Source organism: Phreatobacter stygius (genome assembly GCF_005144885.1).
Taxonomy (GTDB): domain Bacteria; phylum Pseudomonadota; class Alphaproteobacteria; order Rhizobiales; family Phreatobacteraceae; genus Phreatobacter; species Phreatobacter stygius.
On sequence record NZ_CP039690.1, the window covers coordinates 6,469,401 to 6,495,181 of the forward strand.

Annotated in this window: 24 protein-coding genes; 11 read left to right on the plus strand and 13 right to left on the minus strand. The window is 67.2% G+C overall.

Translation table 11 applies throughout. From position 1 onward, the window contains the following. Nucleotides 1-64: 64 nt before the first annotated feature. The 4 genes from E8M01_RS30670 to queF form a co-directional block, all read right to left on the minus strand. Entirely contained in the window at nucleotides 65-1,042 is a 978-nt protein-coding gene (locus tag E8M01_RS30670) for a DMT family transporter (protein WP_136963625.1), read from the minus strand. Between the two features lie 167 nt (nucleotides 1,043-1,209). After that, nucleotides 1,210-2,871, minus strand: a complete 1,662-nt coding sequence (gene pimA, locus E8M01_RS30675; RefSeq protein WP_136963626.1) for a dicarboxylate--CoA ligase PimA — start codon at nucleotides 2,869-2,871, stop codon at nucleotides 1,210-1,212. Nucleotides 2,872-2,922: 51 nt separating this feature from the next. Continuing rightward, on the minus strand, nucleotides 2,923-3,792 hold the full coding sequence (locus E8M01_RS30680; RefSeq protein WP_136963627.1) for a hypothetical protein: 870 nt from the start codon (nucleotides 3,790-3,792) through the stop codon (nucleotides 2,923-2,925). A gap of 49 nt (nucleotides 3,793-3,841) precedes the next feature. Then, nucleotides 3,842-4,288, minus strand: a complete 447-nt coding sequence (queF, locus tag E8M01_RS30685) for a preQ(1) synthase (protein WP_136963628.1) — start codon at nucleotides 4,286-4,288, stop codon at nucleotides 3,842-3,844. Between the two features lie 128 nt (nucleotides 4,289-4,416). On the opposite strand from queF, the gene eno reads away from it, so the two are divergent. Further along, nucleotides 4,417-5,700, plus strand: a complete 1,284-nt coding sequence (gene eno, locus E8M01_RS30690; RefSeq protein WP_136963629.1) for a phosphopyruvate hydratase — start codon at nucleotides 4,417-4,419, stop codon at nucleotides 5,698-5,700. 99 nt (nucleotides 5,701-5,799) lie between these two features. Here eno and E8M01_RS30695 read toward each other — a convergent pair whose 3' ends face one another. Further along, nucleotides 5,800-6,459 (minus strand): YbjN domain-containing protein, encoded by a 660-nt coding sequence (locus E8M01_RS30695; RefSeq protein ID WP_170182140.1) that lies wholly within the window; start codon nucleotides 6,457-6,459, stop codon nucleotides 5,800-5,802. A 254-nt stretch (nucleotides 6,460-6,713) separates the two neighbouring features. Between E8M01_RS30695 and E8M01_RS30700 the strand changes: the two genes are divergently transcribed. The 10 genes from E8M01_RS30700 (at nucleotide 6,714) to lpdA (ending at nucleotide 15,127) form a co-directional block, all read left to right on the plus strand. Next, complete coding sequence (locus tag E8M01_RS30700) at nucleotides 6,714-7,631, plus strand: DMT family transporter (protein ID WP_136963631.1); 918 nt, start codon at nucleotides 6,714-6,716, stop codon at nucleotides 7,629-7,631. Nucleotides 7,632-7,665: 34 nt separating this feature from the next. Further along, entirely contained in the window at nucleotides 7,666-7,983 is a 318-nt protein-coding gene (locus tag E8M01_RS30705; protein ID WP_136963632.1) for an FtsB family cell division protein, read from the plus strand. 194 nt (nucleotides 7,984-8,177) lie between these two features. Then, entirely contained in the window at nucleotides 8,178-9,227 is a 1,050-nt protein-coding gene (gene pdhA / locus E8M01_RS30710) for a pyruvate dehydrogenase (acetyl-transferring) E1 component subunit alpha (protein WP_136963633.1), read from the plus strand. Then, on the plus strand, nucleotides 9,224-9,517 hold the full coding sequence (locus E8M01_RS30715; RefSeq protein WP_136963634.1) for a hypothetical protein: 294 nt from the start codon (nucleotides 9,224-9,226) through the stop codon (nucleotides 9,515-9,517). The genes pdhA and E8M01_RS30715 overlap by 4 nt, the downstream gene beginning before the upstream one ends. Nucleotides 9,518-9,547: 30 nt before the next feature. Then, nucleotides 9,548-10,939: a pyruvate dehydrogenase complex E1 component subunit beta gene (locus E8M01_RS30720; protein ID WP_136963635.1), complete on the plus strand. Its 1,392-nt coding sequence runs from the start codon at nucleotides 9,548-9,550 to the stop codon at nucleotides 10,937-10,939. Between the two features lie 13 nt (nucleotides 10,940-10,952). Then, the gene (locus E8M01_RS30725; protein WP_136963636.1) at nucleotides 10,953-11,246 is read left to right on the plus strand and encodes a DUF5076 domain-containing protein; all 294 of its coding nucleotides are present in this window, start codon (nucleotides 10,953-10,955) and stop codon (nucleotides 11,244-11,246) included. A gap of 23 nt (nucleotides 11,247-11,269) precedes the next feature. Next, entirely contained in the window at nucleotides 11,270-12,637 is a 1,368-nt protein-coding gene (locus E8M01_RS30730) for a pyruvate dehydrogenase complex dihydrolipoamide acetyltransferase (protein WP_136963637.1), read from the plus strand. 104 nt (nucleotides 12,638-12,741) lie between these two features. Continuing rightward, a complete protein-coding gene (locus E8M01_RS30735) occupies nucleotides 12,742-13,167 on the plus strand; it encodes a hypothetical protein (RefSeq protein WP_136963638.1) in 426 nt (141 codons plus the stop codon). Further along, nucleotides 13,167-13,661 (plus strand): hypothetical protein, encoded by a 495-nt coding sequence (locus E8M01_RS30740; RefSeq protein ID WP_136963639.1) that lies wholly within the window; start codon nucleotides 13,167-13,169, stop codon nucleotides 13,659-13,661. The genes E8M01_RS30735 and E8M01_RS30740 overlap by 1 nt, the downstream gene beginning before the upstream one ends. 26 nt (nucleotides 13,662-13,687) lie before the next feature. After that, complete coding sequence (gene lpdA / locus E8M01_RS30745) at nucleotides 13,688-15,127, plus strand: dihydrolipoyl dehydrogenase (RefSeq protein WP_136963640.1); 1,440 nt, start codon at nucleotides 13,688-13,690, stop codon at nucleotides 15,125-15,127. A 99-nt stretch (nucleotides 15,128-15,226) separates the two neighbouring features. Here lpdA and E8M01_RS30750 read toward each other — a convergent pair whose 3' ends face one another. The 8 genes from E8M01_RS30750 to E8M01_RS30785 form a co-directional block, all read right to left on the minus strand. Then, entirely contained in the window at nucleotides 15,227-16,618 is a 1,392-nt protein-coding gene (locus E8M01_RS30750) for an amidase (protein WP_136963641.1), read from the minus strand. Nucleotides 16,619-16,697: 79 nt separating this feature from the next. After that, on the minus strand, nucleotides 16,698-17,372 hold the full coding sequence (locus E8M01_RS30755; protein WP_136963642.1) for a L,D-transpeptidase: 675 nt from the start codon (nucleotides 17,370-17,372) through the stop codon (nucleotides 16,698-16,700). A 203-nt stretch (nucleotides 17,373-17,575) separates the two neighbouring features. Next, complete coding sequence (rimO, locus tag E8M01_RS30760) at nucleotides 17,576-18,886, minus strand: 30S ribosomal protein S12 methylthiotransferase RimO (RefSeq protein WP_136963643.1); 1,311 nt, start codon at nucleotides 18,884-18,886, stop codon at nucleotides 17,576-17,578. Nucleotides 18,887-19,080: 194 nt separating this feature from the next. Beyond that, nucleotides 19,081-20,100 carry an alpha/beta fold hydrolase gene (locus E8M01_RS30765; RefSeq protein WP_136963644.1) on the minus strand — a complete coding sequence of 340 codons (1,020 nt, stop codon included), beginning with the start codon at nucleotides 20,098-20,100 and terminating at the stop codon, nucleotides 19,081-19,083. Between the two features lie 60 nt (nucleotides 20,101-20,160). Continuing rightward, nucleotides 20,161-21,492, minus strand: a complete 1,332-nt coding sequence (locus E8M01_RS30770; RefSeq protein WP_136963645.1) for a purine-cytosine permease family protein — start codon at nucleotides 21,490-21,492, stop codon at nucleotides 20,161-20,163. Nucleotides 21,493-21,550: 58 nt separating this feature from the next. After that, entirely contained in the window at nucleotides 21,551-23,818 is a 2,268-nt protein-coding gene (locus tag E8M01_RS30775) for a nitric oxide reductase activation protein NorD (RefSeq protein ID WP_136963646.1), read from the minus strand. Continuing rightward, nucleotides 23,815-24,624: a CbbQ/NirQ/NorQ/GpvN family protein gene (locus E8M01_RS30780; protein ID WP_246088492.1), complete on the minus strand. Its 810-nt coding sequence runs from the start codon at nucleotides 24,622-24,624 to the stop codon at nucleotides 23,815-23,817. Before E8M01_RS30780 ends, E8M01_RS30775 begins: the two co-directional genes overlap by 4 nt. Nucleotides 24,625-24,704: 80 nt before the next feature. Then, nucleotides 24,705-25,742: an aliphatic amidase gene (locus E8M01_RS30785; protein WP_136963648.1), complete on the minus strand. Its 1,038-nt coding sequence runs from the start codon at nucleotides 25,740-25,742 to the stop codon at nucleotides 24,705-24,707. Nucleotides 25,743-25,781: the final 39 nt, after the last annotated feature.

Below are 25,781 nucleotides of genomic sequence, written 5' to 3' on the forward strand. Positions count from 1 at the left end.
CGAGACGCGGAAGATCCACCGGGGCGGCACGGTCGATCCAACGTGGGGGCGGTTATAGCCCAAATTACGGCATTGAGGAGGGGCCCTTGTGTGGAGGCACATCTGAATTGGCAAGACCCAGCCATTGGCGCAGCGCGCCGACCAGGTCGAGCGGAACCGTCGCCGCGACGAGGCCGACAAGCACCAGCGCCATGCCGGCAAAATGATAAGAATGCAGGCTTTCGCCGAGGAAAATCACCGCCATGCCGACGCCGTAGAGCGGCAGCAGATAGAGGAAGCAGGAGGTGATCGTCGGCCCCACCATCTTGACCCCGTATTGATAGAGCGAGAAGGCGCCAACCGCCGAGAACAGCGCCAGCGCGATCACCGCGCCCCAGGCGCCTGGCGTCGCCGGCAGGCCGCCGCGGCCAAGCGTCTCCCACAGCGCGAAGGGCACGAGGGTGATGACGCCGGCAATCGCGATGGCGGCGAACAGGGCAAGGGTTGGAAGCCGCGCCAGCTTCTGGTCCTTCAGCACCACCGAATAGATGGCCCAGCCCGCGGCGGCCGCGGCGATGCCGAGATCGCCGAGGTTGAATTCGAGCTTGAGCAGCGCGCCGAGATCGCCCTTCAGCACGATCACCGCGACGCCGGCCAGCGCCAGGACCACGCCGACCAGGCGCCAGGGCGACAAGGCCTTGCGGAAGACGAGCGTTTCGATCAGCAGCACGATGACCGGCGAGGTCGTGTAGATCAGCGTGCCGTTGGTGGCGGTGGTCGCGCCAAGCGCGATATAGACCAGCGCGCCGCAGACCCACATGCCGAGGAAGCCGAGCACCGCGATCCGCCGCCAGCTGGCTTTCAGCGCCAGGCGATGCGCGATCAGCGCCGACCAGGTGAAGGGCAGGAGGATCAGCACCGCCACGACCCAGCGCAGCAAGGCCAGGGTGAACGGCGGCACGGCGTCGCCGATGCCGCGGGCGATCACCAGGTTCGACGAGAAGAACAGCGGCATGACCAGGAGCAGCAGATAGGCGCGTCGCGTCTCGGCCGGGCCTGGCATGGAACGCTCCGCGAAGTCAGGGGTCAGGGCCGGCACTCAGCATGACCTTCAGGCCAGCAGCAAGCCGGATCCGGTCATGGCTGCGGCCCGTGCCGGGTCGGCCCAGGTCGCCGACGTCAACTGGTCGCCGACGTCAACTGGTCGCCGACGTCAACTGGTCGCCGGCGTCAGCCGGTCGCGGCCTTGATCTCGTTTCTCAGCTCGGCGCGCGACAGTTTGCCGACGGTGGTTTTCGGCAGGCTGTCGCGGAATTCGAGCCCGGCCGGCATTTCGTGGCGGCCGACCTTGTCGGCGAGAAAGACCCTGAGCTCCTCGAGCGTGAACGGTTCGGCGCCGTCGCGCAGCGAGACGAAGGCCTTGGCCGCTTCGCCCCGATAGCCGTCGGGGACACCGATGACGATGACCTCGGCAACGGCCGGATGCTCATAGATCGCCTGCTCGATCATCTGCGGATAGACGTTGAACCCGCCGGATATGATCATGTCCTTCTTCCGGTCGACGATGAAGAAGAAGCCGTCCTCGTCCATGTAGCCGATATCGCCGGTGAGGAAAAAGCCGTCGGCGAACGAGGCCGCACTTTCCTCCGGACGGTTCCAATAGCCGCGGGTGACGTTCGGGCCCTTGATCCTGAGCTCGCCGATTTCGCCGGTGTTCAGCACGCGGTGCGGATCGTCGAGGGCGGCCACGTCCATTTCGATGCCGGGCAAGGGCAGGCCGATCGTGCCGGGCTTGGGCACGCCGGTATTCGGCACATTGGTGCCGGACGGCGAGGTTTCGGTCATGCCCCAGCCGCCGGTCAGCCGCATGCCGGTGCGGCCCTCGAAGCGCCTGGCGATCTCGACCGGCAGCGCCGCGCCGCCGGACGCCGCATAGGCCAGCGACGACAGGTCGGTATTGGCGAAGCGCGGATGATTGACCAGTGCGATCCACATGGTCGGCACGCCTGGAAACACCGTGGCCCGCCGCTTCTCGATATCGTCGAGCGTCTGCTCGGCGTCGAAGCGCATGCGCAGCAGCATGCAGGAGCCGCGCGCGACCTGGCGCAGCATGACGCTGGTCAGCGCATAGATGTGGAACAGCGGCAGCACCAGGATGACCTTGTCGTCTTCCGGCCGGCCGTTCGGCAAGGCCTGCTGCCAGGCCTCGTAGATCGACACCGCGGCGGTCAGGTTGCCGTGGCTCAGCATGGCGCCCTTGGGCATGCCGGTGGTGCCGCCGGTATATTGCAGCAGCGCCACGTCATCCGGCTTGACGATCGGCCAGGCGGCCGGCGGCACGGCGCCCTCGACGAAATGGGCGAAGGTGGTGATGCCGGGTTTCGGCGGGATCGGCAGCACCGGCACGCCCGACGGGCCCCAGGTGGCGTCTTCCGCGACGATCAGCCGGTCGAGCAGGCCGGCATCGAACAGTTTCAGCGCCATGCCGAACAAGGGCGCGATGTCGGTCGTCACCAGCACCCGGGCGCCGGCATCCTTCAGCTTGTAGGCCAGCACGCGCTCGGCATCGAGCGGGCTCAGATGGGCCAGGCGCACGCCGGCCTTGGCGGCGCCGAAAAAGCTGATCGGATGATGCGGCGTATTGGGCAGGTAGAGCGCAACCGTGGTGCCGCTGCCGATGCCGGCGCGCTTCAGCGCGGCGCCGAACTGGTCGGCGCGGGCGCCGAGATCGGCATAGCTGATCGATCGGTCGCGAAATTCGAAGACGGTCCGTTCGCCATGGGCTTTCACCGCGCCGTCGATGAGATCGCCCAGCGTCGTGATGTTGATCGGCGTGTCCCACGACACGCCGGCCGGATAAGACTTCTCCCAAGCAAACGGCCTGGATGCCATGCGCGTGTCCTCCCTCGCCGGCGGGTTTTCTCCGGCCGACCGGGACCCGCTCTACCTTAGCGCCAACCTTTGTCCGTCGAAAACCGCCGGTTTGCAATTCACTCCTGCGGTGGCGAGCGAGGCGCAGAGCCGCGTCGCGGCATTGGCATTGGCGAGTGGGCCGGCCACCAGCCTGAGGTCGACCGTGCCTGGCCGGGCGCCGTCCTGGACGGCGACGAGCGGCCGCAACCCCTCGAGCAAGGGGCCGTGCTGGGCGCGCAACTGCTGCCAGCGCGACCTGAGCGCGTCCATCGACAGTTCGCCGGCGAGATCGACGCCGAATTCGGTGCGGATCGCGGTCGATTCCTGGGCGGCAGGCGACGGCGCGGGCACCGAGGCGGTGGCCTCGACGGATGGACCGACCTGGCGCACGCCCGGCCGCGGCACCGGCGTCGGCGTGCTGGCGATTTGCGGCTCGCGGGCCGCCGGCTGAGGGTCGCGCGGGACCGGCTGGGGCTCGCGTGGCGCTGCCTGCACGGCCGGCGGCTCGCGTTGCGGGATCGAAGCGGTGACGTCGCCCTGGCTGCTCGAGCGCTCCATCGCCGCGACCCGCTCGGCCAAGGCCTCGCGCTCGGCGGAGAGCGAGCGCACGGCATCGGCAAGGCGGCGCGTCTCATAGAGCATCAGCGGATCGGCGGCGGCCGGCCGCGGCGCTTCGGCGCGCTGGATCACCGGCGGCGGCGCCGGCTCGAACAGGCGCGCCAGGCGCTGGCTGCCGCCCTCGGTGCGGGCCGCCATGATGGCGGCGCCCGAACAGATCAGCGCGACGCCGGCCCAGGTCGCCAGCCGCGACAGGAGCCGCTGCGGCGGCTCGTCGGTCAGGCCATCCGCCTTCACCTCGTCGGGATCGTCGGTCTTGGCTTTTTTGGCTCTCAGCAGCATGGCCCGCGGGCTTTCCCGATTCGCACGCGCCAGTGTAGCAGAGGAAGCGTCAGCCGCGTCCGCGATAGGGCGCCACGCCCTGGTCCGGCAGCCAGACCCCCTTGGGCACTTCGCCGGTCTGCCAGAACACGTCGATCGGGATGCCGCCGCGCGGATACCAATAGCCGCCGATGCGCAGCCAGCGCGGCTGGAGCAGGCCGACCAGGCGCTTGCCGATGGCCACCGTGCAGTCCTCGTGGAACGCGCCGTGGTTGCGGAACGACGACAGGTAGAGCTTCAGCGATTTCGATTCGACCAGCCAGGCATCGGCGACGAAGTCGATGACCAGATGGGCGAAATCCGGCTGGCCGGTGACCGGGCAGAGCGAGGTGAATTCCGGCGCGGTGAAGCGCGTGACGTAATTGGTGTCCTGGTGCGGATTGGGCACCCGGTCGAGCACGGCCTCGTCGGGCGAGGCCGGCATCGCCACGGACTTTCCGAGCATGAGATCGGTCATCGGAGACCTCCTTTGAAGTCTGGCTATGCGTTGGCCGGGGTCCTACACGTGCGCGCGCTGTCTTGAAAGGGGCTGACATTGTTGTAGAACGCGCCGACGCCCCGTCACCCGCCATCTGAGAGGCCGCAATGACAGCCATCATCGACATCATCGCCCGTGAGATCCTCGACAGCCGTGGCAATCCGACCGTCGAGGTCGACGTGGTGCTCGAGGATGGTTCCAAGGGCCGCGCCGCGGTGCCGTCGGGCGCCTCCACCGGCGCCCACGAGGCGGTCGAGCTGCGCGACGGCGACAAGGCGCGTTATGGCGGCAAGGGCGTGCGCAAGGCGCTCGACGCGGTCAATGGCGAGATCTTCGACGCGCTCGGCGGGCTCGATGCCACCAACCAGGTGCAGATCGACAACATCATGATCGCGCTCGACGGCACGGCCAACAAGGCCCGCCTCGGCGCCAATGCCATTCTCGGCGTGTCGCTGGCCACCGCCAAGGCCGCCGCGCTGTCGCGTGACCTGCCGCTCTACAAATATGTCGGCGGCTCCTTCGCCCATGTCCTGCCGGTGCCGATGATGAACATCGTCAATGGCGGCGCCCATGCCGACAACCCGATCGACTTCCAGGAATTCATGGTGCTGCCGGTCGGCGCGCCCACCGTTGCGGAAGCCATCCGCACCGGCTCGGAAATCTTCCACACGCTGAAGGCGGCGCTGAAGAAGGACGGCCACAACACCAATGTCGGCGACGAGGGCGGCTTCGCGCCGAACCTGAAATCGGCGCAGGCGGCGCTCGACTTCATCATGACCGCCATCGACAAGGCCGGTTACAAGGCCGGCGACGACGTGGTGATCGGCCTCGATTGCGCGGCCACCGAGTTCTTCAAGGACGGCGCCTATCACTACGAGGGCGAGCGCAAGGTGCGCGATCCCAAGGCCCAGGCCAAATATCTCGCCAAGCTGGTCGCCGACTATCCGATCCGGACGATCGAGGACGGCATGGCCGAGGACGATTTCGAGGGCTGGAAGATCCTCACCGACCTGGTCGGCGCCAAATGCCAGCTGGTCGGCGACGACCTGTTCGTCACCAATACCAAGCGGCTCGCCATGGGCATCGAGCAGGGCCTGGGCAATTCCATCCTGGTCAAGGTCAACCAGATCGGCACGCTGACCGAGACCCTGGCGGCGGTCGCCATGGCCCATTCCAACAGCTACACCGCGGTCATGTCGCACCGGTCCGGCGAGACCGAGGACGCGACCATTGCCGATCTCGCGGTCGCCACCAATTGCGGCCAGATCAAAACCGGCTCGCTCGCCCGCTCCGATCGCACCGCCAAATACAACCAGCTGATCCGCATCGAAGAAGAGCTCGGGCCGCAGGCGCATTATGCCGGCCGCGGCGCGCTGAAGTCGAAGGGCTGAGCCATCGGCCCGGATCACGCCGCATGACGCAAAAACGGCGGGCCATGGCCCGCCGTTTTCAGTTGACGCCCGAGGTTCGGCTGAACCGCGGAAAAATGCTCAGGTCCGCCGTTCGGTCGGGTTGCCGCCGCCCTTGCCGCCGGTCGACGGCGGCGCGCTCGGATCCGCCGGTGCGGGCGCAGGCGCAGGGGCCGGACCAGGACTGGTCGAGCGGCCGGCGGATCCGCCGCTGCTGGCGCGCGGGGTGAACCGATCGAAGGCGTTGATCATGGTCTGGAAGGTCGCCACCGATTCCGAGATGAAACCGACATTGACGCCGCCGTCGAAATCGACGTCCCATTCGAGAACCAGGTCGTTGTCGCTGTCGAGATAGGTCTTGGCGAAACGTTTCTCGTAGTTCCAGGCGTTGACGAAGGCGTGTGTGAAGCGATCGTTCTTTTCGTAGAGCGCGCGGTACTGGATCGACTGGCAGCCGCCGTCATTGCAGGCATAAAAGAACACCGTGACCCGGCGGCCGCCGATCATGGTGCGGATCCGCGACCGGTTGTTTTCGCTGAGGACCTCGGCCTGGAAGCCGCGATTGCGCAGCACGGCGGCCATCTGCTGCGGCGTGATCCGGCCGACCGAACCGGTCGGCGCGGCCTGGCTGTCCTGACCCCGTTCCGGGTTCGCCCGCTTCTGGGCATCGGCCGTCGGGGCCATCACGGTCAGCGCGGCCAGCGCCGCGAGCGTTGCGAAGAACAGGGGGCGTTTGGTCATTATCGAGCTCCAGAGGGATGCCTGCGCCGGCTTGCCGTGCGGGTGCGTCCCGAATGAGTCTAGTGCAAAGTGATTTCCGCCACATGTCATGGCGATCCGCGCCATGTTGCGCTGGATCGTCCCGGCAGCCAAGTCCCGGCAGCCAAGTCCTGGCAAGCAGGGCGCGCCGTATCGCCTCGGCCGGAGACCGGCATGGCCGACCTGCTCGATGCGTCCTTGTGAGCCGGGCGGCGATCGGCGAATGCTGCGCTGCAATGTCGACTTTGTCCCCCCGCATGCTCGCCCTGATCGCCATGGCCACCGCCGTGTCGATCTATGGCGGCCAGTTCGTCTCGGTCCGTTTCGGCCTGGCGAGCAATCTGTCGGCCTATGACATAGCGGCGCTGCGTTTCATCTTCGCCGGCGCGGTCATGCTGCCGTTCTTCATCCGGGCCGGCGTCGCCGATTGCGCGGGTCTTGGCTGGGGCAAAGGGATTGCCCTGGTGCTGACCGGCGGCTTTCCGCTGACGGTGCTGTCCAATATCGGCCTGATCTATTCGCCCGCGGCGCATGCCTCGGCGATCCAGCCCGGCATGGTGGCGGTGACCGCGACGACGCTTGCCTATCTCGGCATGGGTGCGCGGATCCCTGGCGGCGTTCTGCTCGGTTTCGCGGTGGTGCTGTCGGGCCTCGCCGCCATCGCCATTGCCGGCTCGACCGGGGCCGAGGGCGCGAGCACGCTGGCCGGCGACCTGATCTTCGTGGTGGCCGGCCTCGGCTGGGGCGTGTTCACCTGGCTCTGCGGCCGCTGGCAGGTGCCCTCGGTCGTCGGTGCCTCGATCGTCTCGGTCCTGTCGATGGTCTATCTTCCGGTCTATCTCCTGGTGCTCAACCCCGGCCTGTCGGCGGCGCCCTGGAGCGCGATCGTCTTCCACGGCGTCAACCAGGGCATCATGAACGTCGCCATTGGCCTGCTGCTCTGGACCTATGGCACGCGGACGCTCGGGGTCGCCACCGCGGCGCGCTTTCCGCCGATGATCCCGGTGCTCGGCACCCTGATCGGCATTCCCGTGCTGGGCGAGATCCCGAGCCCGCTCGCCGCCACCGGCGTGGTCGCCATCGTCCTCGGCCTGCTGATCGCCGCGACCTGGCCGTCCATGGTGCGCCGGCTCGCCAAATTCAGGAACGATTAACGCTCCCGAAACCGGATTCGGGCAGGATCCGGCCATGGTCATTCGCACGAGACTTCACCGGATTCTGCAAGCTGCCGCGCTCTACGCGCTGGCCGCGGTGATGATCGCCTATTTCGGCTTTCACGCCTATCACGGCGATCACGGCATTCGCGCCAAACAACAGTTCCTGGCCGAGATCGCCGATCTCAACACCGAGCTTCAGGCGCTGCGGCGCGAAAAGGCCGAGGTCGACCGGCGGGTGGTGCTGATGCGCACCGAGGCGCTGGATCCCGACATGCTCGACCAGCGGGCACGCGAAATCCTCAATTTCGCCGACCCGCGCGAACTGATCCTGATCGAGCGGCGGCGTTGAGCCAACCGGTCACGCCTGCGTCATATCAACCTAAAATCGGTTGATGACGCCTTGTGAACCGAAATCCGGTTAACTCCTTGATTGCCTTGCCGCGTCAATGGTTTGTGCACTGCACAATGGCCTGACGGCCGCGCTTCCCTCGGGCCGCTGGCCGCGCTATCTGTCGTCTGACAGTTGATGCGCAGGGGAACCCTATGGCCGTGACCGCGACGAAGAGCGTGAAAGCCGGCGCCAAGACCACGGCGTCGAAATCCGGACCGGTCAAGAAACAATCCCAGCAGCCGACATGGACACGCGAGCAGGAGCTCGACGCCTATCGCGAAATGCTGCTGATCCGCCGCTTCGAGGAAAAGGCCGGCCAGATGTATGGCATGGGCCTGATCGGCGGCTTCTGCCACCTCTATATCGGCCAGGAAGCGGTCGTGGTCGGCATGCAGATGGCGTCCAAGCAGGGCGACCAGGTGATCACCGGCTATCGCGACCACGGCCATATGCTGGCCACCGGCATGAGCGCCAACGGCGTGATGGCCGAGCTGACCGGCCGGCGCAACGGCTATTCGCGCGGCAAGGGCGGGTCGATGCACATGTTCTCCGCCGAGAAGCATTTCTACGGCGGCCACGGCATTGTCGGCGCCCAGGTGTCGCTCGGCACGGGCCTGGCCTTCGCCAACCGCTACCGCGGCAATGACAATGTCTCGCTGACCTATTTCGGCGACGGCGCGGCCAATCAGGGCCAGGTCTATGAGAGCTTCAACATGGCCGCGCTATGGAAGCTGCCGGTCATCTACATCATCGAGAACAACCGCTATGCCATGGGCACGTCGGTCAATCGCGCCTCGGCCCAGACCGACTTCTCCAAGCGCGGCCTGTCCTTCTCCATTCCGGGCGAGCAGATCGACGGCATGGATATCCGGGCGGTCCACGCCGCCGGCCTGCGCGCCATGGACTGGTGCCGTGCCGGCAAGGGGCCCTACATCCTGGAAATGCAGACCTACCGTTATCGCGGCCATTCCATGTCGGATCCGGCCAAATACCGGACCAAGGACGAGGTGCAGAAGATGCGCACCGAGCATGATCCGATCGAGCAGGTCCGCGAGCGGCTCTTGAAGACCTGGAAGGTCGCCGAGGACGAGTTGAAGAAGATCGACGCCTCGGTGCGCGACATCGTCGCCGAGAGCGCCGAATTCGCCACCAACGACCCCGAGCCGGATCCGTCCGAGCTGTGGACCGATATCCTGAAGTGAGAGTGGTCAAGGTGACGCTGACCGGAATCTTGACGGTGGTTGTCGCGACGGTGGCCCTGGCCGCCTGGATCGTCGCCGCCCTGGCTTTCGTCCGCGCCTGGATCGTCGCCAACCGGTCCGAGAGCTTCCGCGCCCTCGGGTTCAGCCGCTATGTCAACTGGCTCGGGTCGCTGAAGCACATGCCGCTCGAGGCAAGAGCCCATTTGACGCTGTTCTTCAAGGCCTTCGCCGTCTTCTTCGCGGCCCTCGCCGCCGCCCTCGTGGTTGGCGTCGCGACGGCGCGATCCTGATCCCTTTTCACCCCCGATCGGAAGCCTGCCATGCCCATCAACATCCTCATGCCGGCGCTCTCGCCCACGATGGAAAAGGGCAATCTCGCCAAGTGGACCAAGAATGAAGGCGACAAGGTCAAGCCGGGCGACGTGATCGCCGAGATCGAGACCGACAAGGCCACCATGGAGGTCGAGGCGGTCGACGAGGGCATCCTCGCCCGCATCGTCGTGCCCGAAGGCACCCAGGACGTGCCGGTCAACGAGTTGATCGCGGTTCTGCTCGCCGATGGCGAAGATGCCGCCGCCGCCTCGGCTCCCGCAGCCGCCAAACCGGCGGCAGCGCCGCCGGCCGGGGCGCCGGCTCCGGTCGCGGCCCCCGCCGTCGTCACCAGCCCGGCCGCGCCGCCGGCGCCGGTTGCCGCGGCCCCGGTTTCGGACGAGATCCCGGCCGGCACCGAAATGGTCACCATGACGGTACGCGAGGCGTTGCGCGACGCCATGGCCGAGGAAATGCGCGCCGACGAAGCCGTCTTCGTGATGGGCGAGGAGGTCGCCGAATATCAGGGCGCCTATAAGGTGACGCAAGGGTTGCTGCAGGAGTTCGGCGCGCGCCGGGTGATCGATACGCCGATCACCGAGCACGGTTTCGCCGGCGTCGGCGTCGGCGCCGCCTTCACCGGCCTGAAGCCGGTGGTCGAATTCATGACCTTCAACTTCGCCATGCAGGCGATCGACCATATCGTCAATTCCGCCGCCAAGACGCTTTACATGTCGGGTGGACAGATGGGCTGCCCGATCGTGTTCCGCGGACCGAACGGCGCCGCCGCCCGGGTCGGCGCCCAGCACAGCCAGGACTATTCGGCCTGGTATTCGCACCTGCCGGGCCTGAAGGTCGTCGCGCCCTATACCGCGTCCGACTTCAAGGGGCTGCTGAAAGCGGCGATCCGCGATCCGAACCCGGTCATCTTCCTGGAAAACGAGATCCTCTACGGCCAGTCCTTCGAGGTGCCCAAGCTCGACGATTTCGTGCTGCCGATCGGCAAGGCGCGCATTGCCCGGGCCGGCAAGGACGTGACGATCGTCTCCTGGTCGATCGGCATGAGCTATGCGCTGAAGGCGGCCGCCGAGCTCGAGAAGCTCGGCATCGACGCCGAGGTGATCGACCTGCGCACCCTGCGCCCGCTCGACACCGAGACGGTCATCGCCTCGGTGATGAAGACCGGCCGCGTGGTGACGGTGGAAGAGGGCTGGCAGCAGAACGGCATCGGCGCGGAAATCACCGCCCGGGTGGTCGAGCGCGCCTTCGACTATCTCGATGCGCCGCCAGCCCGGGTCTCCGGCAAGGACGTGCCGATGCCCTATGCCGCCAATCTCGAAAAGCTCGCGCTGCCGACGGTCGCCGACGTGATCGAGGCGGTCAAGGCGATCACCTACCGCTGACCGGGAGCCGGGCATGACCATGCCCTTCGACGCGCTTGAGATTCCGCCGACCGCCCTGGACCGGGGCGGTGTCGAAATCCTGCGCGCCGGCATTGTCGAGGGCGGCCTGCATATCTCGCTGCGCCGCAGCTTCGACGACCCGCAGGCCTGGGGCATCGCGCTGGCCGACATCGCCCGCCACGTTGCCCGCATCTACGCCATGGAAACGGGGGCGGCCGAAAGCCTGACCCTCGAGCGCATCCGCAACATGCTGGACGCCGAATTCGACACGCCGTCGGATCCGGGCTCCACCACAGCCATCAGCTAACCGGACCTGAGCCGGAGGACCCGATGCCCATCGACATCCTGATGCCCGCCCTGTCGCCGACCATGGAAAAGGGCAACCTTGCCAAGTGGTTGAAGAAGGAAGGCGACAAGATCAAAGCGGGCGACGTGATCGCCGAGATCGAGACCGACAAGGCGACCATGGAGGTCGAGGCGGTCGATGAAGGCGTGCTCGCCAAGATCGTCGTGGCCGAGGGCACCCAGGACGTGCCGGTCAACCAGTTGATCGCGGTCATCGCCGGCGAAGGCGAGGATCCGAAAACCGTCGGCAGCGGGGCAGGGGCCGCGGCTGCCAAGCCCGCGGCTGCGCCGGCTCAGGCCGCAGCGGCACCGGCCGCACCGGCCGCACCGGTGGCGGCTCCAGCCCCGGCGCCATCGGCTGAAAAGCTGCCGCCGGCGCCGGCAAGCCTGGCTGCGGCCGCCTCCGGCATCCGCCTCTTCGCTTCGCCCTTGGCCAAGCGCATTGCCAAGCTCGAAGGCATCGACCTGTCCCAGGTGCTCGGCTCCGGCCCGCATGGCCGGATCATCGAGCGCGACGTCAAGGCGGCAGCCGCCGGCGGCACCGCCAAGGCGGCAGCCGCGCCTGCCGCGGCGCCCGCCGCTGCCGCGCCGGCAAAAGCCGCACCGGCCCCCTCCATGTCCGACGAGACGGTGAAGAAGCTGTTCGAACCCGGCAGTTTCGAAGAGATCCCGCATGACAACATGCGCAGGGTGATCGCCCGCCGGCTCGTCGAGGCGAAGTCGACCATCCCGCATTTCTACCTGACGCTGGACACCGAACTCGACGCGCTGCTGGCGCTGCGCGAGCAGCTCAACAAGGCCGCCCCCGTCAAGGACGGCAAGCCGGCCTACAAGCTGTCGGTCAACGACCTGGTGATCAAGGCGCTGGCCATGGCTCTGCGCGCCGTGCCGGACGCCAATGTCACCTGGACCGAAGGCGCCATGCTGAAGCACAAACATGCCGATGTCGGCGTCGCCGTGTCGATCCCCGGCGGCCTGATCACCCCGGTGATCCGCGATGCCTGCCACAAGACGCTGTCGACCATTTCCAACGAGATGAAGGACCTGGCCGCCCGCGCCAAGATCCGCAAGCTGAAGCCCGAGGAATATCAGGGCGGCACCTCGGCGGTGTCCAATCTCGGCATGTTCGGCATCAAGGACTTCGCCGCGGTGATCAACCCGCCGCACGCGACCATCCTGGCGGTCGGTGCCGGCGAACAGCGCGTCGTCGTCAAGAACGGCGCGCCGGCGGTGGCCACCGTCATGAGCGTGACGCTGTCGACCGATCACCGCGCCGTCGACGGGGCGCTCGGCGCCGAACTGCTGCAGGCGTTCAAGGGTTATATCGAGAACCCCATGGGAATGCTGGTGTAGGCCATCGGGCTCGCCCGGCGCCGACGGACGAGCAGGCCCGGAATGGGTTCAGGACACCATGACGTCGAGTGGTTCTCGTTAACGCGGAGGCGAGGGCAGGCAGCATGAAGACCTTCCTGACCTTCCTGCTCGCTTACGTGCTTTCGCTGCTCGCCGGCTCGGCGATCATCGTCTGGATCGCCGAGAAGACCGCGGGCGACGAGACCTTCATCCTGGCCTTCATGGCCGAGGCTCTGGTCGCCTCGATCGCCATCGTGGTCTTCGCCATCGTCTATCTCGGCGCGCTCGATCCACGCAACATCTCGGTCACCGCGCTCATCCTGTCGGCCGTCCTGCTCGCGCTGACGGCCGCGATCATCGCCTACGACATCTGGTCCGGCGGTCTGGCGCTCGCCTGGACCGACCTGCCGCTGTTCGGCTCGGTCGGCCTGTCCGGCCTGGTGGCCATCGCCATCCAGTGGTGGTTGATCCGCAGCCGCGCGCGGCGCGTCGCCGGCGGCCGGCCAATCCTCGAAAAGGCGTCCGGCTGATGGCGTCCTCCACCAACGCACTGCCCATCGTCTCGCTTTGCCTGGCCGGCCTGTCGCTCGGGGCCGCCGCCTATCAGAGCTATTCGCATGGCCGCAATCTCGAGGTGGTCCAGCGCAACGTGCTGCGCGCGGAATATCTGCGCACCTGCCGCGATATCATCGACGCCTATTTCCAGATCAAGATGCGCACCTATGCGATGAACGAGGCGGCGATCAATCACGGCCGGGGCCCCGAGGTGGTCGATCCGCTGGTCCAGCGCGAGGTCGAGGCGGCGGTCTTCAAGTTCGGCGCGCTCGGCACGTTCCTCGCCAATTTCCGCGATGACATCGTGCGCGAGCGCTACACGCAGCTGTCCTGGAAGCTGCTCGCCATTGCGCGCGAAACCTACAAGCAGCCGCGGGTGGATTTCGACAAGGCCTATGGCGAGGCCGACACGCTGTTCGGCGAGATGAACGAGGATTGCGCAAGGACCGCGCGCCTCTCCTTCTTTTAAATTTCGGCCAGACTGAAAGGCATCCCATGTCCACTTACGACATCATCGTCATCGGCGGCGGCCCAGGCGGCTATGTCGCGGCGATCCGCGCGGCCCAGCTCGGCTTGAAGACTGCGGTCGTCGAACGCGAACATCTCGGCGGCATCTGCCTCAACTGGGGCTGCATTCCGACCAAGGCGCTGCTGCGCTCGGCCGAGATTTTCCACTACGCCAATCACGCCAAGGATTATGGCCTGACGCTGAACGGCACCATGACCTTTGATCCGGCCGCCGTGGTCAAGCGCTCGCGCGGCGTCTCCGGCCAGCTCAACAACGGCGTCGGCTTCCTGCTGAAGAAGAACAAGGTCGACGTCATCTGGGGCGAGGCCAAGATCACCGGGGTCGGCAAGGTGACGGTCTCCGCGCCGGCGAAACCCGCCGTCCAACCGCAGACGCCGCCGCCCAAGGGCATCCTGCCGGCCGGCACCTATCAGGCCAAGAACATCATCGTCGCCACCGGCGCGCGGCCGCGCGTGCTGCCCGGCATCGAACCCGACGGCAAGCTGATCTGGACCTATTTCGACGCCATGGTGCCGGCGACCTTCCCGAAGAGCCTGGTGGTCATGGGGTCGGGCGCCATCGGCATCGAATTCGCCTCGTTCTACCGCACCATGGGCGCCGAGGTGACGGTGGTCGAGGTGCTGCCCCAGCTGCTGCCGGTCGAGGATGCCGAGATCGCCGCGCTCGCCCGCAAGCGCTTCGAGAAGCAGGGCATCAAGATCCTGACCTCGACCAAGGTGACCAAGGTCGACAAATCGGCCAACGGCATCACCGCGACGATCGAGGACGACAAGGGCAAGACGCAGACGCTTGTCGCCGAGCGGCTGATCTCGGCGGTCGGGGTGGTCGGCAATATCGAAAATCTCGGGCTCGAGGCGCTCGGCGTGAAGATCGACCGCGGCACGGTGGTCACCGATGGCTATGGCCGGACCAATGTCCCCGGCATCTTCGCCATTGGCGACGTCGCCGGCCCGCCGATGCTCGCCCACAAGGCGGAGCACGAGGGCGTCATCTGCGTCGAGACCATCAAGGGCCTCACCACCCATGCCATGGACAAGGCCAAGATCCCCGGCTGCACCTATTGCCACCCGCAGATCGCTTCCGTCGGCCTGACCGAAGCCAAGGCCAAGGAGGCCGGCTACACGCTGAAGGTCGGCCGCTTCCCGTTTGTCGGCAATGGCAAGGCGATCGCGCTGGGCGAGCCCGATGGCATGGTCAAGACGATCTTCGACGCCAAGACCGGCAAACTGCTCGGCGCGCATATGGTCGGCGCGGAGGTCACCGAACTGATCCAGGGTTATGTCGTGGCGATGAACCTGGAGACGACGGAAGAAGAGCTCATGCACACGGTCTTCCCGCATCCGACCCTGTCGGAAATGATGCATGAGAGCGTGCTCGACGCCTATGGCCGGGTGATTCACACCTGAGCGAGTGGCGAATGGCGAATGGGGGAGGCGGCGCGCGCGGCGCCTCAACCCTCTCTCTCGTCTTCGTGGGAGCGGGTCTACGCTCGGGCCGGACGGCGTCTAGCCCCAGGCCAGCGTCTTCTGCGGCAGGTCGCGTTCGACCACCCGGCTCGCCCTCAGCACCAGGTCTTCGCGGAAGGCCGGGCCGACCAGCTGCAGTCCAACGGGCAGGCCGGCTGTGGTGAAACCGCAGGGCACGGAGGCCGCGGGCTGGCGGCTCAGGTTGAACGGCCAGGTGAAGGGCGTCCAGTCGAACCATTCCGGAAAGGCCTGACGGTCGGGCGTGTCGATGCCGGCGTCGAAGGCGGTGATCGGCATGGTCGGCGTCACCAGGAGATCGTGCTCGCCATGGAAGGCCTGCATGCGATTGCTCAAGGCCCGGCACTCGTCCTGCGCCCATTGCAGGTCGGCGGCCGAGATCCGGCCCGCCTGGACGACGAGCTCGAGCAGCTCGGGTTCCAGCATCTGCAATTGCGACCCGGTCAGGTGGCGCAACGCGCCGGCATAGCCGCTGCGCCATATCACGCCCATCACCCGGCGCAGGCCTGAGAGATCGAGCGACACCGCGCTGACCGCCGCTCCCGCCCGCGACAGAGCGCCGACACCGGCGGCGACGGCGGCGGCCACTTCGCCGTCGACATCAGGGAAACCCAGGTCGCGCGCATAGGCAATGCGCAGGCCCTCGACGCCCCGGTCCAGCCCGTCGGCATAATCGACGTCGCGGAACGGCACGGCGAAGGCGTCGCGGCCATCGGGCCGGCCGATCACGGTGAGCATCAGCGCGCTGTCGGCGACCGTGCGCGTCAAGCCGCCGAAGACGCCGAGCGTGCCGAGCGAATGGGCGAAATTCGGCACCAGTCCGAAGGTCGCCTTGAGCCCGAACAGGCCGGTGAAGGACGCGGGGATGCGGATCGAGCCGCCGCCGTCGCCGCCGGTGGCGAGCGGGGCGACACCGGTCGCCACCGCCACCGCGGCGCCGCCGCTCGAACCACCCGGCGTCTTGGCCGGGTTCCAGGGATTGCGGGTGATGCCGGTCAAAGGCCCGTGGGTAATGCCCTTCCAGCCATATTCCGGCGTGGTGGTCTTGCAGAAGAACACCGCGCCGGCCTCGCGCAGCCGGGCGACGCCGGGGGTATCGAACTGGCTTGGGGTGTCGGGCATGGTGCGCGAGCCGAAACGCATCGGCCAGCCGGTGACGTGATTGGTGTCCTTGACCGCCACCGGGACGCCGTCGAGCGGCCCCAGCGGTTCGCCCCGACGCCAGCGCGCCTCGGACTCGCTCGCCATGCGCCGGCCGGCGGCTTCGTCGACCAGGCAGAAGGCGTTGAGCGCTGTGTCGACCGTGCCGAGCCGCGTCAGCGAGGCTTCGATCACCTCGACCGGTGACAGGCTGCGGGCGCGATAGGCGCGCACCAGATCGACGGCGGACAAGGAATTGAGTTCAACAGCCATCCGCACCTCGTTTCCGCCAGCATGCTGGCGGAAAGGCGAGGGCGGAACCAGGGCCTATGGATGCAGGGCTGTCCGGCGATCAGGCCGTCGCCGCACCCCCACGCGAGGGCAGCACGACAGCCTTCGTGCCGCTCGGCACGCGGGCGTAGAGGTCGATGATGTCCTGGTTCATGAAGCGGATGCAGCCCGACGACACCTGGGTGCCGATCGTCCAGGGCTCGGTCGTGCCATGCAGGCGATAATAGGTGTCGCGGTTGCCGCGATAGAGATAGAGCGCGCGGGGGCCGAGCGGGTTGGACGGACCGCCGGCGAGGCCAGCGGCGACCGGGCCGTAACGCTCCGGCTCGCGGCGGATCATGTCCTGGGTCGGCGTCCAGCGCGGCCATTCGGCCTTGCGGCTAATGGTGGCGACGCCGGTCAGGTTGAAACCCTCTTCCTTGCCGACGCCGACGCCGTAACGCAGCGCGCGGCCGCCTTCCATCACCAGATAGGCGAAGCGGGCGGTCGGATCGACCACGACCGTGCCCGGCTGCTCGGACGTGCGATAGGCCACTTCCTGGCGCAGGAAACGCGGGTCGACCTCGCTGAGGTCGATGGCCGGGATCGGATAGGGCTCGGTATCGATCGCCGCATACATCTGCAGATAGCTCGGATCGATTCGTGGGCCAGGGTCCGCCAGCTCCTGGCGCTGCGTGACGCAGCCAGCAAGGACAAATGGCGCTGTCGCCACGAAAAAGCGTCTATCGATCATCATCGGCCTCTGTAACTCCGAACATCTGCGAAATGTTCCTGTCATGCGCAAGTGTCGGGTCGATAACAAACATCCTGGCCGGACGGTATGACGTTCTCGTTACTTTTCCTGGAGTTCCGGGCGAGTGTGACTTTTGTGCATCGCACCCTGCGACGCCGGGATGACGGCTCTCCCAACGGAAGCACCGGGCCCCGCGCGAGCCTGGCTCAGAGGGCGGCGTGCAGGTCGTATTCGGTGGCACGGTCGATCTTGACCGTGACCAGTTCACCGACGTTGAGCTTGCGCTTGGTGTGAATATAGACCGCGCCGTCGATGTCGGGGGCATCGCCCTTCGACCGCGCCTTGACCACCGTCGGGCCGGCCTCGTCGACGATCACCTGCTGGCGTGTGCCGACCTTCTTCTTCAGCCGCTTTGCCGAGATCTCCGCCTGCTTCTTCATGAAGCGGTGCCAGCGCCGGTCCATCACATCGGGCGGCACATGGTCGGCAAGGGCGTTGGAGGTGGCGCCCGCCACCGGCTCGTATTTGAAGCAGCCGACCCGGTCGAGCTGGACCTCGTCGAGCCAGTCGAGCAGGAACTGGAACTCGTCTTCGGTTTCGCCGGGAAAACCGGTGATGAAGGTCGAGCGGATGGTCAGTTCCGGACAGATCTCGCGCCAGCGGCGGATCCGCTCGGCGGTCTTTTCCTGGTGCGCCGGCCGCTTCATCCGGCGCAGCACGTCCGGATGGGCATGTTGGAAGGGGATGTCGATATAGGGAAGGATCTTGCCCTCGGCCATCAAGGGGATGACCTCGTCGACATGCGGGTAGGGGTAGACATATTGCATCCGCACCCAGACGCCGAGCTCGCCGAGCGCCTGCGACAGGTCGAGGAACTTGGTCCGCCAGGTGCGGTCGCGCCACTGGCTCTCGGCATATTTGACGTCGATGCCATAGGCCGAGGTGTCCTGCGAGATAACCAGCAGTTCCTTGACGCCCGCCGCGACCAGCTTCTCGGCCTCGCGCATGACATCGCCGAGCGGCCGTGAGACCAGGTCGCCGCGCAGCTTCGGGATGATGCAGAAGGTGCAGCGGTTGTTGCAGCCCTCGGAAATCTTCAGATAGGCGTAGTGCCGCGGCGTCAGCTTGATGCCCTGCGGCGGCACCAGGTCGAGGAACGGGTCGTGGCTCGGCGGCGCCGCCTCATGGACCGCGGCCAGCACGCTCTCATATTGTTGCGGACCGGTGATCGCCAGCACCGAGGGGTGGGCGGCACGAATCTGTTCGGGTTCGGCGCCCATGCAGCCGGTCACGATGACCCGGCCATTGTCCTTCAGCGCGTCGCCGATCGCCGCCAGGCTCTCGGCCTTGGCCGAATCGAGGAAGCCGCAGGTATTGACCACGACCAGGTCGGCGCCCTGGTGGGTGCGCGACAGCTCATAGCCCTCGGCCCGCAGGCGCGTGATGATCCGCTCGGAATCGACGAGCGCCTTGGGACAACCGAGCGAGACGAAGGAGATTTTCGGGGCAGCGTTCATGGATCTTTTCGGCACCAGCAAAGCGCGCCAATAGGCCAAAGCGCCGGTTCGGACAAGGGACAGCGCAGAGCCGGCACCTGGCGCGGCGCCGTCCCGGCACGCCTGCTCGAACCGATAGTGCAATCCGATCAAAGGCATAGGGCTGAAACCGGCGTGCCCTCGGGCACGCCGGCCGAGTTTGGAACAGGCCGGCGTCAGCGCGCCAGCAAGTCCCGCAGCTTCTGATCGACGAAGTCGACGTCCTTGGGGCTGGTGCCGGGCCCGCCGGCGAAATGGCCCCAGATCGACGGGATCGGCACGAAGGTCGCGTTGGGCATATGGGCAACCTCGAACTGGCTGTCCTCGGGCGGGAAATAGAGGTCGGTCGCGCCCGGCATGACATAGGCCTTGGCCGTGATGGCGCCGAGCGCCTTTTTCAGGTCGCCCCGGTAGAGCTCGTTGTCGCTGATGTCGCCATTCTGCCAGGTCCACAACATGGCGAGCAGGTTGTTGGCGTCCTTCGGCAGGAAAAACCCTTCCCAGAAGGACACGAGGAAATCCTCGAGCGAAGAATAGCCGAGCGTCTTGAGGTCGAGCTCTTCGCGGTAGAAGGCCTGGGAAAAGCCCCAGCCGGCATAGACCCGCGCCATGGCGCGCAGGCCCCGCGCCGGTTTGGCCGAACCGTACCAGCCCTCGTTCCAGGCGGCGTCGGCGGTCAGCGCCGCCTTGACGCCTTCGAGGAAGACGACATTGTGCCGCGAACATTTGGCCGAGCCGCAGAACGGCGCGATGCGCTGGACCATATCGGGATAGAGCGCGCCCCAGTGGAAGGTCTGCAGCGCGCCCATTGACCAGCCGGTGACCAGCGGCAAGGTCCTGATACCGAATTTTTCGGTCACCAGCCGGTGCTGGGCCCGGACATTGTCGCAGGCCGTCACCTGGGGAAAGCGCGGCCCGTCATAGGGCTCGGGCGTGTTGCTCGGCGACGACGACAGGCCGTTGCCCAGCATGTTCGGAATGATGATGAAATAGCGCGCGGGATCGAGCGCCTTGCCCGGACCGACCAGCCACTCATTGTCGTAGTGCTGGCCGGAATACCAGGTCGGGTAGACGATGGCATTGTCCTTGGCCGGGTTCAGCGTTCCGAAGGTCTTGTAGGCGAGCTTGCAGGCGCGCAGCGTCGCGCCGCGCTGCAGCCGGACGTCGCCGAGGTCATAGGTCTGATAATCGCTCATGGTCGATCTCCTCCGATGCTCAGGTGATGGGCGCGGCAGGCCCTGCCGCGCCCGGTCATGTCAGTTGGCCGGCGCGGTGCGCCGTTCGCCGGCGAGCAGGCACAAGGCGGCATAGACGAGGCCGGCGACCAGCATGGCCGAGATCGCCGTCGACCATTGCGGCGCCGATGTCTCGACCAGGACGGCGACCGCCGAACCGGCCGCCCAGGCGATGAAGGCGGTCGGCCGCCAGTCCTCGGCGATCTCCGAGCGCGGCCGGAAGACATATTGATCGACCAGGATGATCGCGCCGATCGGTGGCACAAGGATGCCGAGCAGCGACAGCCATTCGATGAAGAAGGCCCAGACATTGCCGGCGGCGACCGCGATGCCGATCGCCCCGAGCAGCACGGCGGCGAGCCGCATGTGGCTGTTCAGGATGCGCGACCAGCCGGTGGCCGCGTTGTAGAGGCAGTGGGCGCAGACCGAGCCGAGATTGATGTAGAGAAAGATGAAGGCGAGCAGGCTCAGCCAGGCCAGTTGCTTGCCGTTCATGTAGCCGAACATGTTGTCGGCGCCGAACGGATTGGCGTTGGGCACGGCGAGCGCCGCGGTGGTCACGCCGCCGACCAGCATGGCCAGCAGATTGGCGAAGGGAAAGGCGCTGAAGGTCGCGATGAGCGAGCTTCGGCTGTCCTTGGCCCAGCGATTGAAGTCGGCCGAGACCGTGCCGGCATCGATGAACAGCGCGATGACGACGGTCAGTCCGACGCCCATCGACATGCTGGCGCCGGCCTTGCCGCCATAAGCGAACACCGCGCTCCAGCTGGTCTGCGCGACCGCGTCGAGCGCCACCCAGACGCCGAGGATGACGAACAGCGGCACCGAGACGAGGCCGACCCAATGCAGGCCGCGCACGCCGACAAAGGTGATGCCGACATAGAGCACTCCGGCGACAACGGTCATCAGCACGTAATTCAGCCCATAGGCGTTGCTGACCAGCGCCCCGGTAATGCCGGTCTGCACGGCGTACCAGCCGAGCAGCAGCGTCGACAAGAGGCCGGAGGCGAAGACATAACCCTTGCGGCCGAAGACGATGCTGGCGAGCAGCGCGAAATTGGTGCCGCGCCGCGTGCCGAGCAGCCCGAGCGCCGCGACATAGGCGAACATGATGAGATTGCCGATCACCATGGCCCAGAGCGCCCGGCTGAAACCCATGCCGATGACCAGGAGCGAGCCGGTCATGGCGCCGGTGATGATCATCGGAAAGCCGATCCACACCATGGTCACCGAGAACAGGCTGCGCCGGGCCGTCATCGGCACCGGCTCATGTTCGTATTCTTCACCCAGGATGTGATCGACCTGGCGTTCGACCGCCTCGATTCCCGCCTGTTTCGGACTAGTGCTGTTCATGGCGGAAGCTCCCGTTTGTCATGACCAATTCCCCTTCTTTGGCTGCCTGTTGGTCGTCTCATTTCTTGAGATCGACATAGAGCTGCATCACCCGCGCCGGCAGCGCCGCGACGCCGGGCACCCGCAACGCCCGGCGCTCGCCGACGATGCGGCCGAGCGCCCGGAACGGGCCGTGGCCGATGCCGAAGGCGAAGACGTCGATGCCCGTGCGGCGCAGGCCCTGGACCGCGTCCCGGGCGTCCTCGACGAGGTAGGCGGGATCCGGCACGTCGATGTCGGCGGGCTCGCCGTCGGTCAGCACCACCAGCACGCGCCGGAACGCCCGGCGCGGCGCCAGCAGCGTGCCGGCATGGCGGATGGCGGCGCCGAGCCGGGTCGACTGGCCGCTGGCGAGGCCGGCAAGGCGGGCGCCGATGACCACGTCCATCGGCTCGTCGAAATCCTTCAGCCTGTAGGCGCGAACCTTGTCGCGGCCGTCGGAGCGGAAACCGTGCAGCGCGATGGCATCGCCCGCCGCCTCGATCGCTTCGGCGAGGATGGCCGCCGCGTCACATTCGACCTGAAGCAGCGAGCGTCCGTCGGGGCCCGGATCGGCGGTTGATTCCGACAGGTCGAGCAGCAGCACGACGGCGAGATCGCGCGGCCCGGCCATCACCCGGTGAAACACCCGTTCCTCCGGCGGCAGGCCGGCACGGCGCGCCACCGCCGCGGCGATACAGGCCTCGAGGTCGAGCCCGTCGCCCTCACGCAGGCCGCGCCGGCACAGGCGCCGGCCGATCGCCGCGCCGCGCGCCAGCGCCGCGACGCGCGCCGCGACCGCCGGATCGCTCCCGCCGGACGCCGCCGGCGGCGTGATCGGCGCCGGGCATTCGAGCACGGTCACCCAGTCCGGCCGCCTGCGGCCGAGCGCATGGTCCCATTCCGGATAGTGCGCCACCGGAACGCCATCCTCGACCGCCGCCGCGGCCGCCGGGCGGGCGCGCTGGCGGTCGTCGGTTTCAGCCGGCTGGTCGCGGTTGCGGCCGGTCTCCTCGTCCTGCCGGCGCGGCCGGGCCGCGTCGACGGCGAGCGCGAGATCGTCCATCACCGCCTCGGCCTCGTCGCCGAAATCCCACAGTCCCATCATGTCGTCGCGATAGACCGGCTCGACGACATGGGTGCGCGGATTGAACTGCACCCGCATCTGGCCGAGGTCATTGCCGAGCAGCGATCCGATCTCCCGGCTGATGGCGGGGTCGCCGAGCCGGCCGCGCGCCGCGGCGAACATGGCGCGCCCCTTCGCCACCAGGCCGTGGTCATCGGCCAGCGTCGGGTCGAACAGCCCACGGGCCAGCCGCTGGAGCAGCGCCGAAGCGGTTTCACCTTTTAATGGCGCGTGGTGGAACGGCCGCCACAGCCGCGCGAGGCCCGGCATTTCGGCGAGCGCCAGGGCCTCGACCCTGGCATCCTCGACCAGCGAGACCAGGGCGATCTGCACCGGCTTCAGCGCGGCGACGGCAAAACGCGCGCGCGAATGCCTGAGATGGGCGCCGAGATGGGCAACCGCTGCCAGGTACACCGCATCGGTCGTCGCGCCCGACAGGCCCGGATAGGCCTCCGGCAGACGCGGCAGCCCGCCGGCAAACGAGGCGCGGCGCGGCACCGGCAGGTCCTCGACCGCCTTGATCGGCCGGATCGGTGCCCGCACATCAAAGAGCGCCGTGAGCCCGGCTGCCAGGCGGCGGTCGAGCCGGGCGAGGTCGGCGTCCTGGCCGAGGCCGAAGAGCCGTCGCGACAGGGCCGAATCGAGCGCGAAATAGGCGCGGCGCTGGCGGCGATCATGGCCGCAGGCCCTCAAGCCGCCCGAGATCCAGGCGTCGAAGCCTTGCGGCCCGGCGCCATCCAGCAGCGCGCCGAGCCTGCCGGTCACCAGGGCCAGGCAATCGGGGGCAAGCTCGGCCAGGCTTTCCAGGCTGGCGAGCACGGCCGACCGGTCGCTCGCTTCCGGCAGGTGGCGCCAGGCCACCGGCAAGGCGGCGATGACGCTTCGCGCCGCGGCGCTGCCGGCGTGGCGGCCGATCGTGGCGGCCGATTGGCCAATTGCCGCGAGTGCTGCCGGCGACCGGTCGGCCGGCCAGGCCTCGGAGAGTGCCAGGAAGGCGGTGAGAGTTGCGCCGCCCAGATTGGCGTCGGCGAGACGCTGCACCGCCATTTGCCAGGACCGGAGATCCGCCATGTCGTTGATGGCGAGCGCCTCGGCCGCGCGTTCATAGCTCGCGCCCAAAGTCTCATAGCCGGCTATCGATGGCGCGACCCGGCCCTGGACCCTGGCGTCGAGCAGCGTCATGGCGTGCAGGCCGCGATGGTGTCGCGCAAGGCCCGGCGGATCTCCACGTCATCGGTCAGCGGCACGACCAGCGCCGCCTCGCAGGCGCCGGCGAGCGCCACGCCGCCCGCCATCAGCCGCGCCGCGCTGATCAGCATGCGGGTCGAGGCTCCCTCGTCCAGGCCCTGGCCTTTCAGCCGGCGGCTGCGCTCGGCGATGGCGACCAGGAGCGTGGCGAGATCGGGCGCGACGCGGGCCTCACGGGCGACGATGGCGGCTTCGACCGGCGCCTCGGGATAATCGAAATCGAGCGCCACGAAACGCTGTTTGGTCGATTCCTTGAGATCCTTGACCGCGCTCTGGTAGCCCGGGTTGTAGGAAATGACGAGCTGGAAGTCCGGATGGGCGCGGATCAGCATGCCGCGTTTTTCCAGCGGCAGGATGCGCCGGTCATCGGTCAGCGGATGGATGACGACGGTGGTGTCCTGGCGCGCCTCGACGATCTCGTCGAGATAGCAGATGGCGCCTTGCCGGACCGCCAGCGTCAGCGGGCCGTCGTGCCAGACGGTGCCGTCGGGATCGAGCAGCCAGCGGCCGACCAGGTCGGAAGCGGTCATGTCCTCGTGGCAGGCGACCGTCACCAGCGGCCGCTTCAGGCGCCAGGCCATGTGCTCGATGAAACGGGTCTTGCCGCAGCCGGTCGGCCCCTTGAGCATCACCGGCATGCGGGCGTCATGGGCCGCCCGGAACAGGGCGATTTCGGTGCCGACAGCCTGGTAGAACGGCTCGTCGGTGATGCGGAAGTCGTCGAGCGACGGCTCTGGCAAGGCATGGCTCCGGCAGGGGCTGAAAACGGGCAGGGGGCCGGGACCGCCCGCGAGGGGCGGTCCCGGCGGATCGGCTGATGTCAGCGGTGCGCGGTCTTCTGGTTGGGGATGCCCTCGATCGGGCATTCCTCGGTGCCGACCGTCGGCCGGGTCATCGCCTCGACCATCTCGCGCGTGCCTTCGGGATCGGTGATCCAGTTCCGGTAGAAATTATAGGGACAGACCGCGTGGCCGCGGGTGTCGTCGCCGGAATTGATCAGGCCGGTATAGCCGCGGTGGACCAGCTTGAAGAGGTGGTTCTGCGACTGCATGTTGCGCCGCGCGTCGCGGATCAGCGACACCGAGAGCTGGGCATATTGGATGCCGTTTTCCTCGGTGCCGCATTCGCCGAGCGTGCGGCCGTCGAAGCCGATGATCGAGGAATGGCCGAAATAGGAATAGACGCCGTCGAAACCGGCGGCATTGGCCACAGCCACATAGGTGTTGTTGGCCCAGGCCATCGATTTCGAGATCAGGATCTGCTGTTCCTTGGCCGGATACATATAGCCCTGGCAGCGGATGATCAGCTCGGCGCCGCGCATGGCGCAATCACGCCAGATCTCCGGATAATTGCCGTCGTCGCAGATGATCAGGCTGATCTTCAAGCCCTTCGGGCCATCCGAGACATAGGTGCAGTCGCCCGGATACCAGCCCTCGATCGGCACCCAGGGCATGATCTTGCGGTATTTCTGAACGATCTCGCCCTTGTCGTTCATCAGGATCAGGGTGTTGTAGGGCGCCTTGTGCGGGTGTTCCTCATGGCGCTCGCCGGTCAGCGAGAACACGCCCCAGACCTTGGCCCGCCGGCAGGCGTCGGCGAAGATCGCGGTCTCCTCGCCGGGAATGGAGGAGGCCGTCTCGTACATTTCCTTGGGGTCGTACATGATCCCGTGGGTCGAATATTCCGGGAAGATGACAAGGTCCATGCCGGGCAGGCCGACCTTCATGCCTTCCAGCATCCTGGCAATGTTGCGGGCGTTGTCGAGAACCTCCGCCCGGCTGTGGAGGCGCGGCATCTTGTAGTTGACGACCGCGACGCCGACCGTGTCTTTGCTGCTGGAAATGTCTCCGTGCAACATATCCTGAACTCCCTGTCATTTCCCTGGAATGGCCACGCG

Bases quoted from the DNA above. Each gene is read 5' to 3' on its own strand.
- E8M01_RS30670 (WP_136963625.1), bottom strand. From the start codon at position 1,042: ATGCCAGGCCCGGCCGAGACGCGACGCGCCTATCTGCTGCTCCTGGTC.
- pimA (WP_136963626.1), bottom strand. From the start codon at position 2,871: ATGGCATCCAGGCCGTTTGCTTGGGAGAAGTCTTATCCGGCCGGCGTG.
- E8M01_RS30680 (WP_136963627.1), bottom strand. From the start codon at position 3,792: ATGCTGCTGAGAGCCAAAAAAGCCAAGACCGACGATCCCGACGAGGTG.
- queF (WP_136963628.1), bottom strand. From the start codon at position 4,288: ATGACCGATCTCATGCTCGGAAAGTCCGTGGCGATGCCGGCCTCGCCC.
- eno (WP_136963629.1), top strand. From the start codon at position 4,417: ATGACAGCCATCATCGACATCATCGCCCGTGAGATCCTCGACAGCCGT.
- E8M01_RS30695 (WP_170182140.1), bottom strand. From the start codon at position 6,459: ATGACCAAACGCCCCCTGTTCTTCGCAACGCTCGCGGCGCTGGCCGCG.
- E8M01_RS30700 (WP_136963631.1), top strand. From the start codon at position 6,714: ATGTCGACTTTGTCCCCCCGCATGCTCGCCCTGATCGCCATGGCCACC.
- E8M01_RS30705 (WP_136963632.1), top strand. From the start codon at position 7,666: ATGGTCATTCGCACGAGACTTCACCGGATTCTGCAAGCTGCCGCGCTC.
- pdhA (WP_136963633.1), top strand. From the start codon at position 8,178: ATGGCCGTGACCGCGACGAAGAGCGTGAAAGCCGGCGCCAAGACCACG.
- E8M01_RS30720 (WP_136963635.1), top strand. From the start codon at position 9,548: ATGCCCATCAACATCCTCATGCCGGCGCTCTCGCCCACGATGGAAAAG.
- E8M01_RS30725 (WP_136963636.1), top strand. From the start codon at position 10,953: ATGACCATGCCCTTCGACGCGCTTGAGATTCCGCCGACCGCCCTGGAC.
- E8M01_RS30730 (WP_136963637.1), top strand. From the start codon at position 11,270: ATGCCCATCGACATCCTGATGCCCGCCCTGTCGCCGACCATGGAAAAG.
- E8M01_RS30735 (WP_136963638.1), top strand. From the start codon at position 12,742: ATGAAGACCTTCCTGACCTTCCTGCTCGCTTACGTGCTTTCGCTGCTC.
- E8M01_RS30740 (WP_136963639.1), top strand. From the start codon at position 13,167: ATGGCGTCCTCCACCAACGCACTGCCCATCGTCTCGCTTTGCCTGGCC.
- lpdA (WP_136963640.1), top strand. From the start codon at position 13,688: ATGTCCACTTACGACATCATCGTCATCGGCGGCGGCCCAGGCGGCTAT.
- E8M01_RS30750 (WP_136963641.1), bottom strand. From the start codon at position 16,618: ATGGCTGTTGAACTCAATTCCTTGTCCGCCGTCGATCTGGTGCGCGCC.
- E8M01_RS30755 (WP_136963642.1), bottom strand. From the start codon at position 17,372: ATGATGATCGATAGACGCTTTTTCGTGGCGACAGCGCCATTTGTCCTT.
- rimO (WP_136963643.1), bottom strand. From the start codon at position 18,886: ATGAACGCTGCCCCGAAAATCTCCTTCGTCTCGCTCGGTTGTCCCAAG.
- E8M01_RS30765 (WP_136963644.1), bottom strand. From the start codon at position 20,100: ATGAGCGATTATCAGACCTATGACCTCGGCGACGTCCGGCTGCAGCGC.
- E8M01_RS30770 (WP_136963645.1), bottom strand. From the start codon at position 21,492: ATGAACAGCACTAGTCCGAAACAGGCGGGAATCGAGGCGGTCGAACGC.
- E8M01_RS30775 (WP_136963646.1), bottom strand. From the start codon at position 23,818: ATGACGCTGCTCGACGCCAGGGTCCAGGGCCGGGTCGCGCCATCGATA.
- E8M01_RS30785 (WP_136963648.1), bottom strand. From the start codon at position 25,742: ATGTTGCACGGAGACATTTCCAGCAGCAAAGACACGGTCGGCGTCGCG.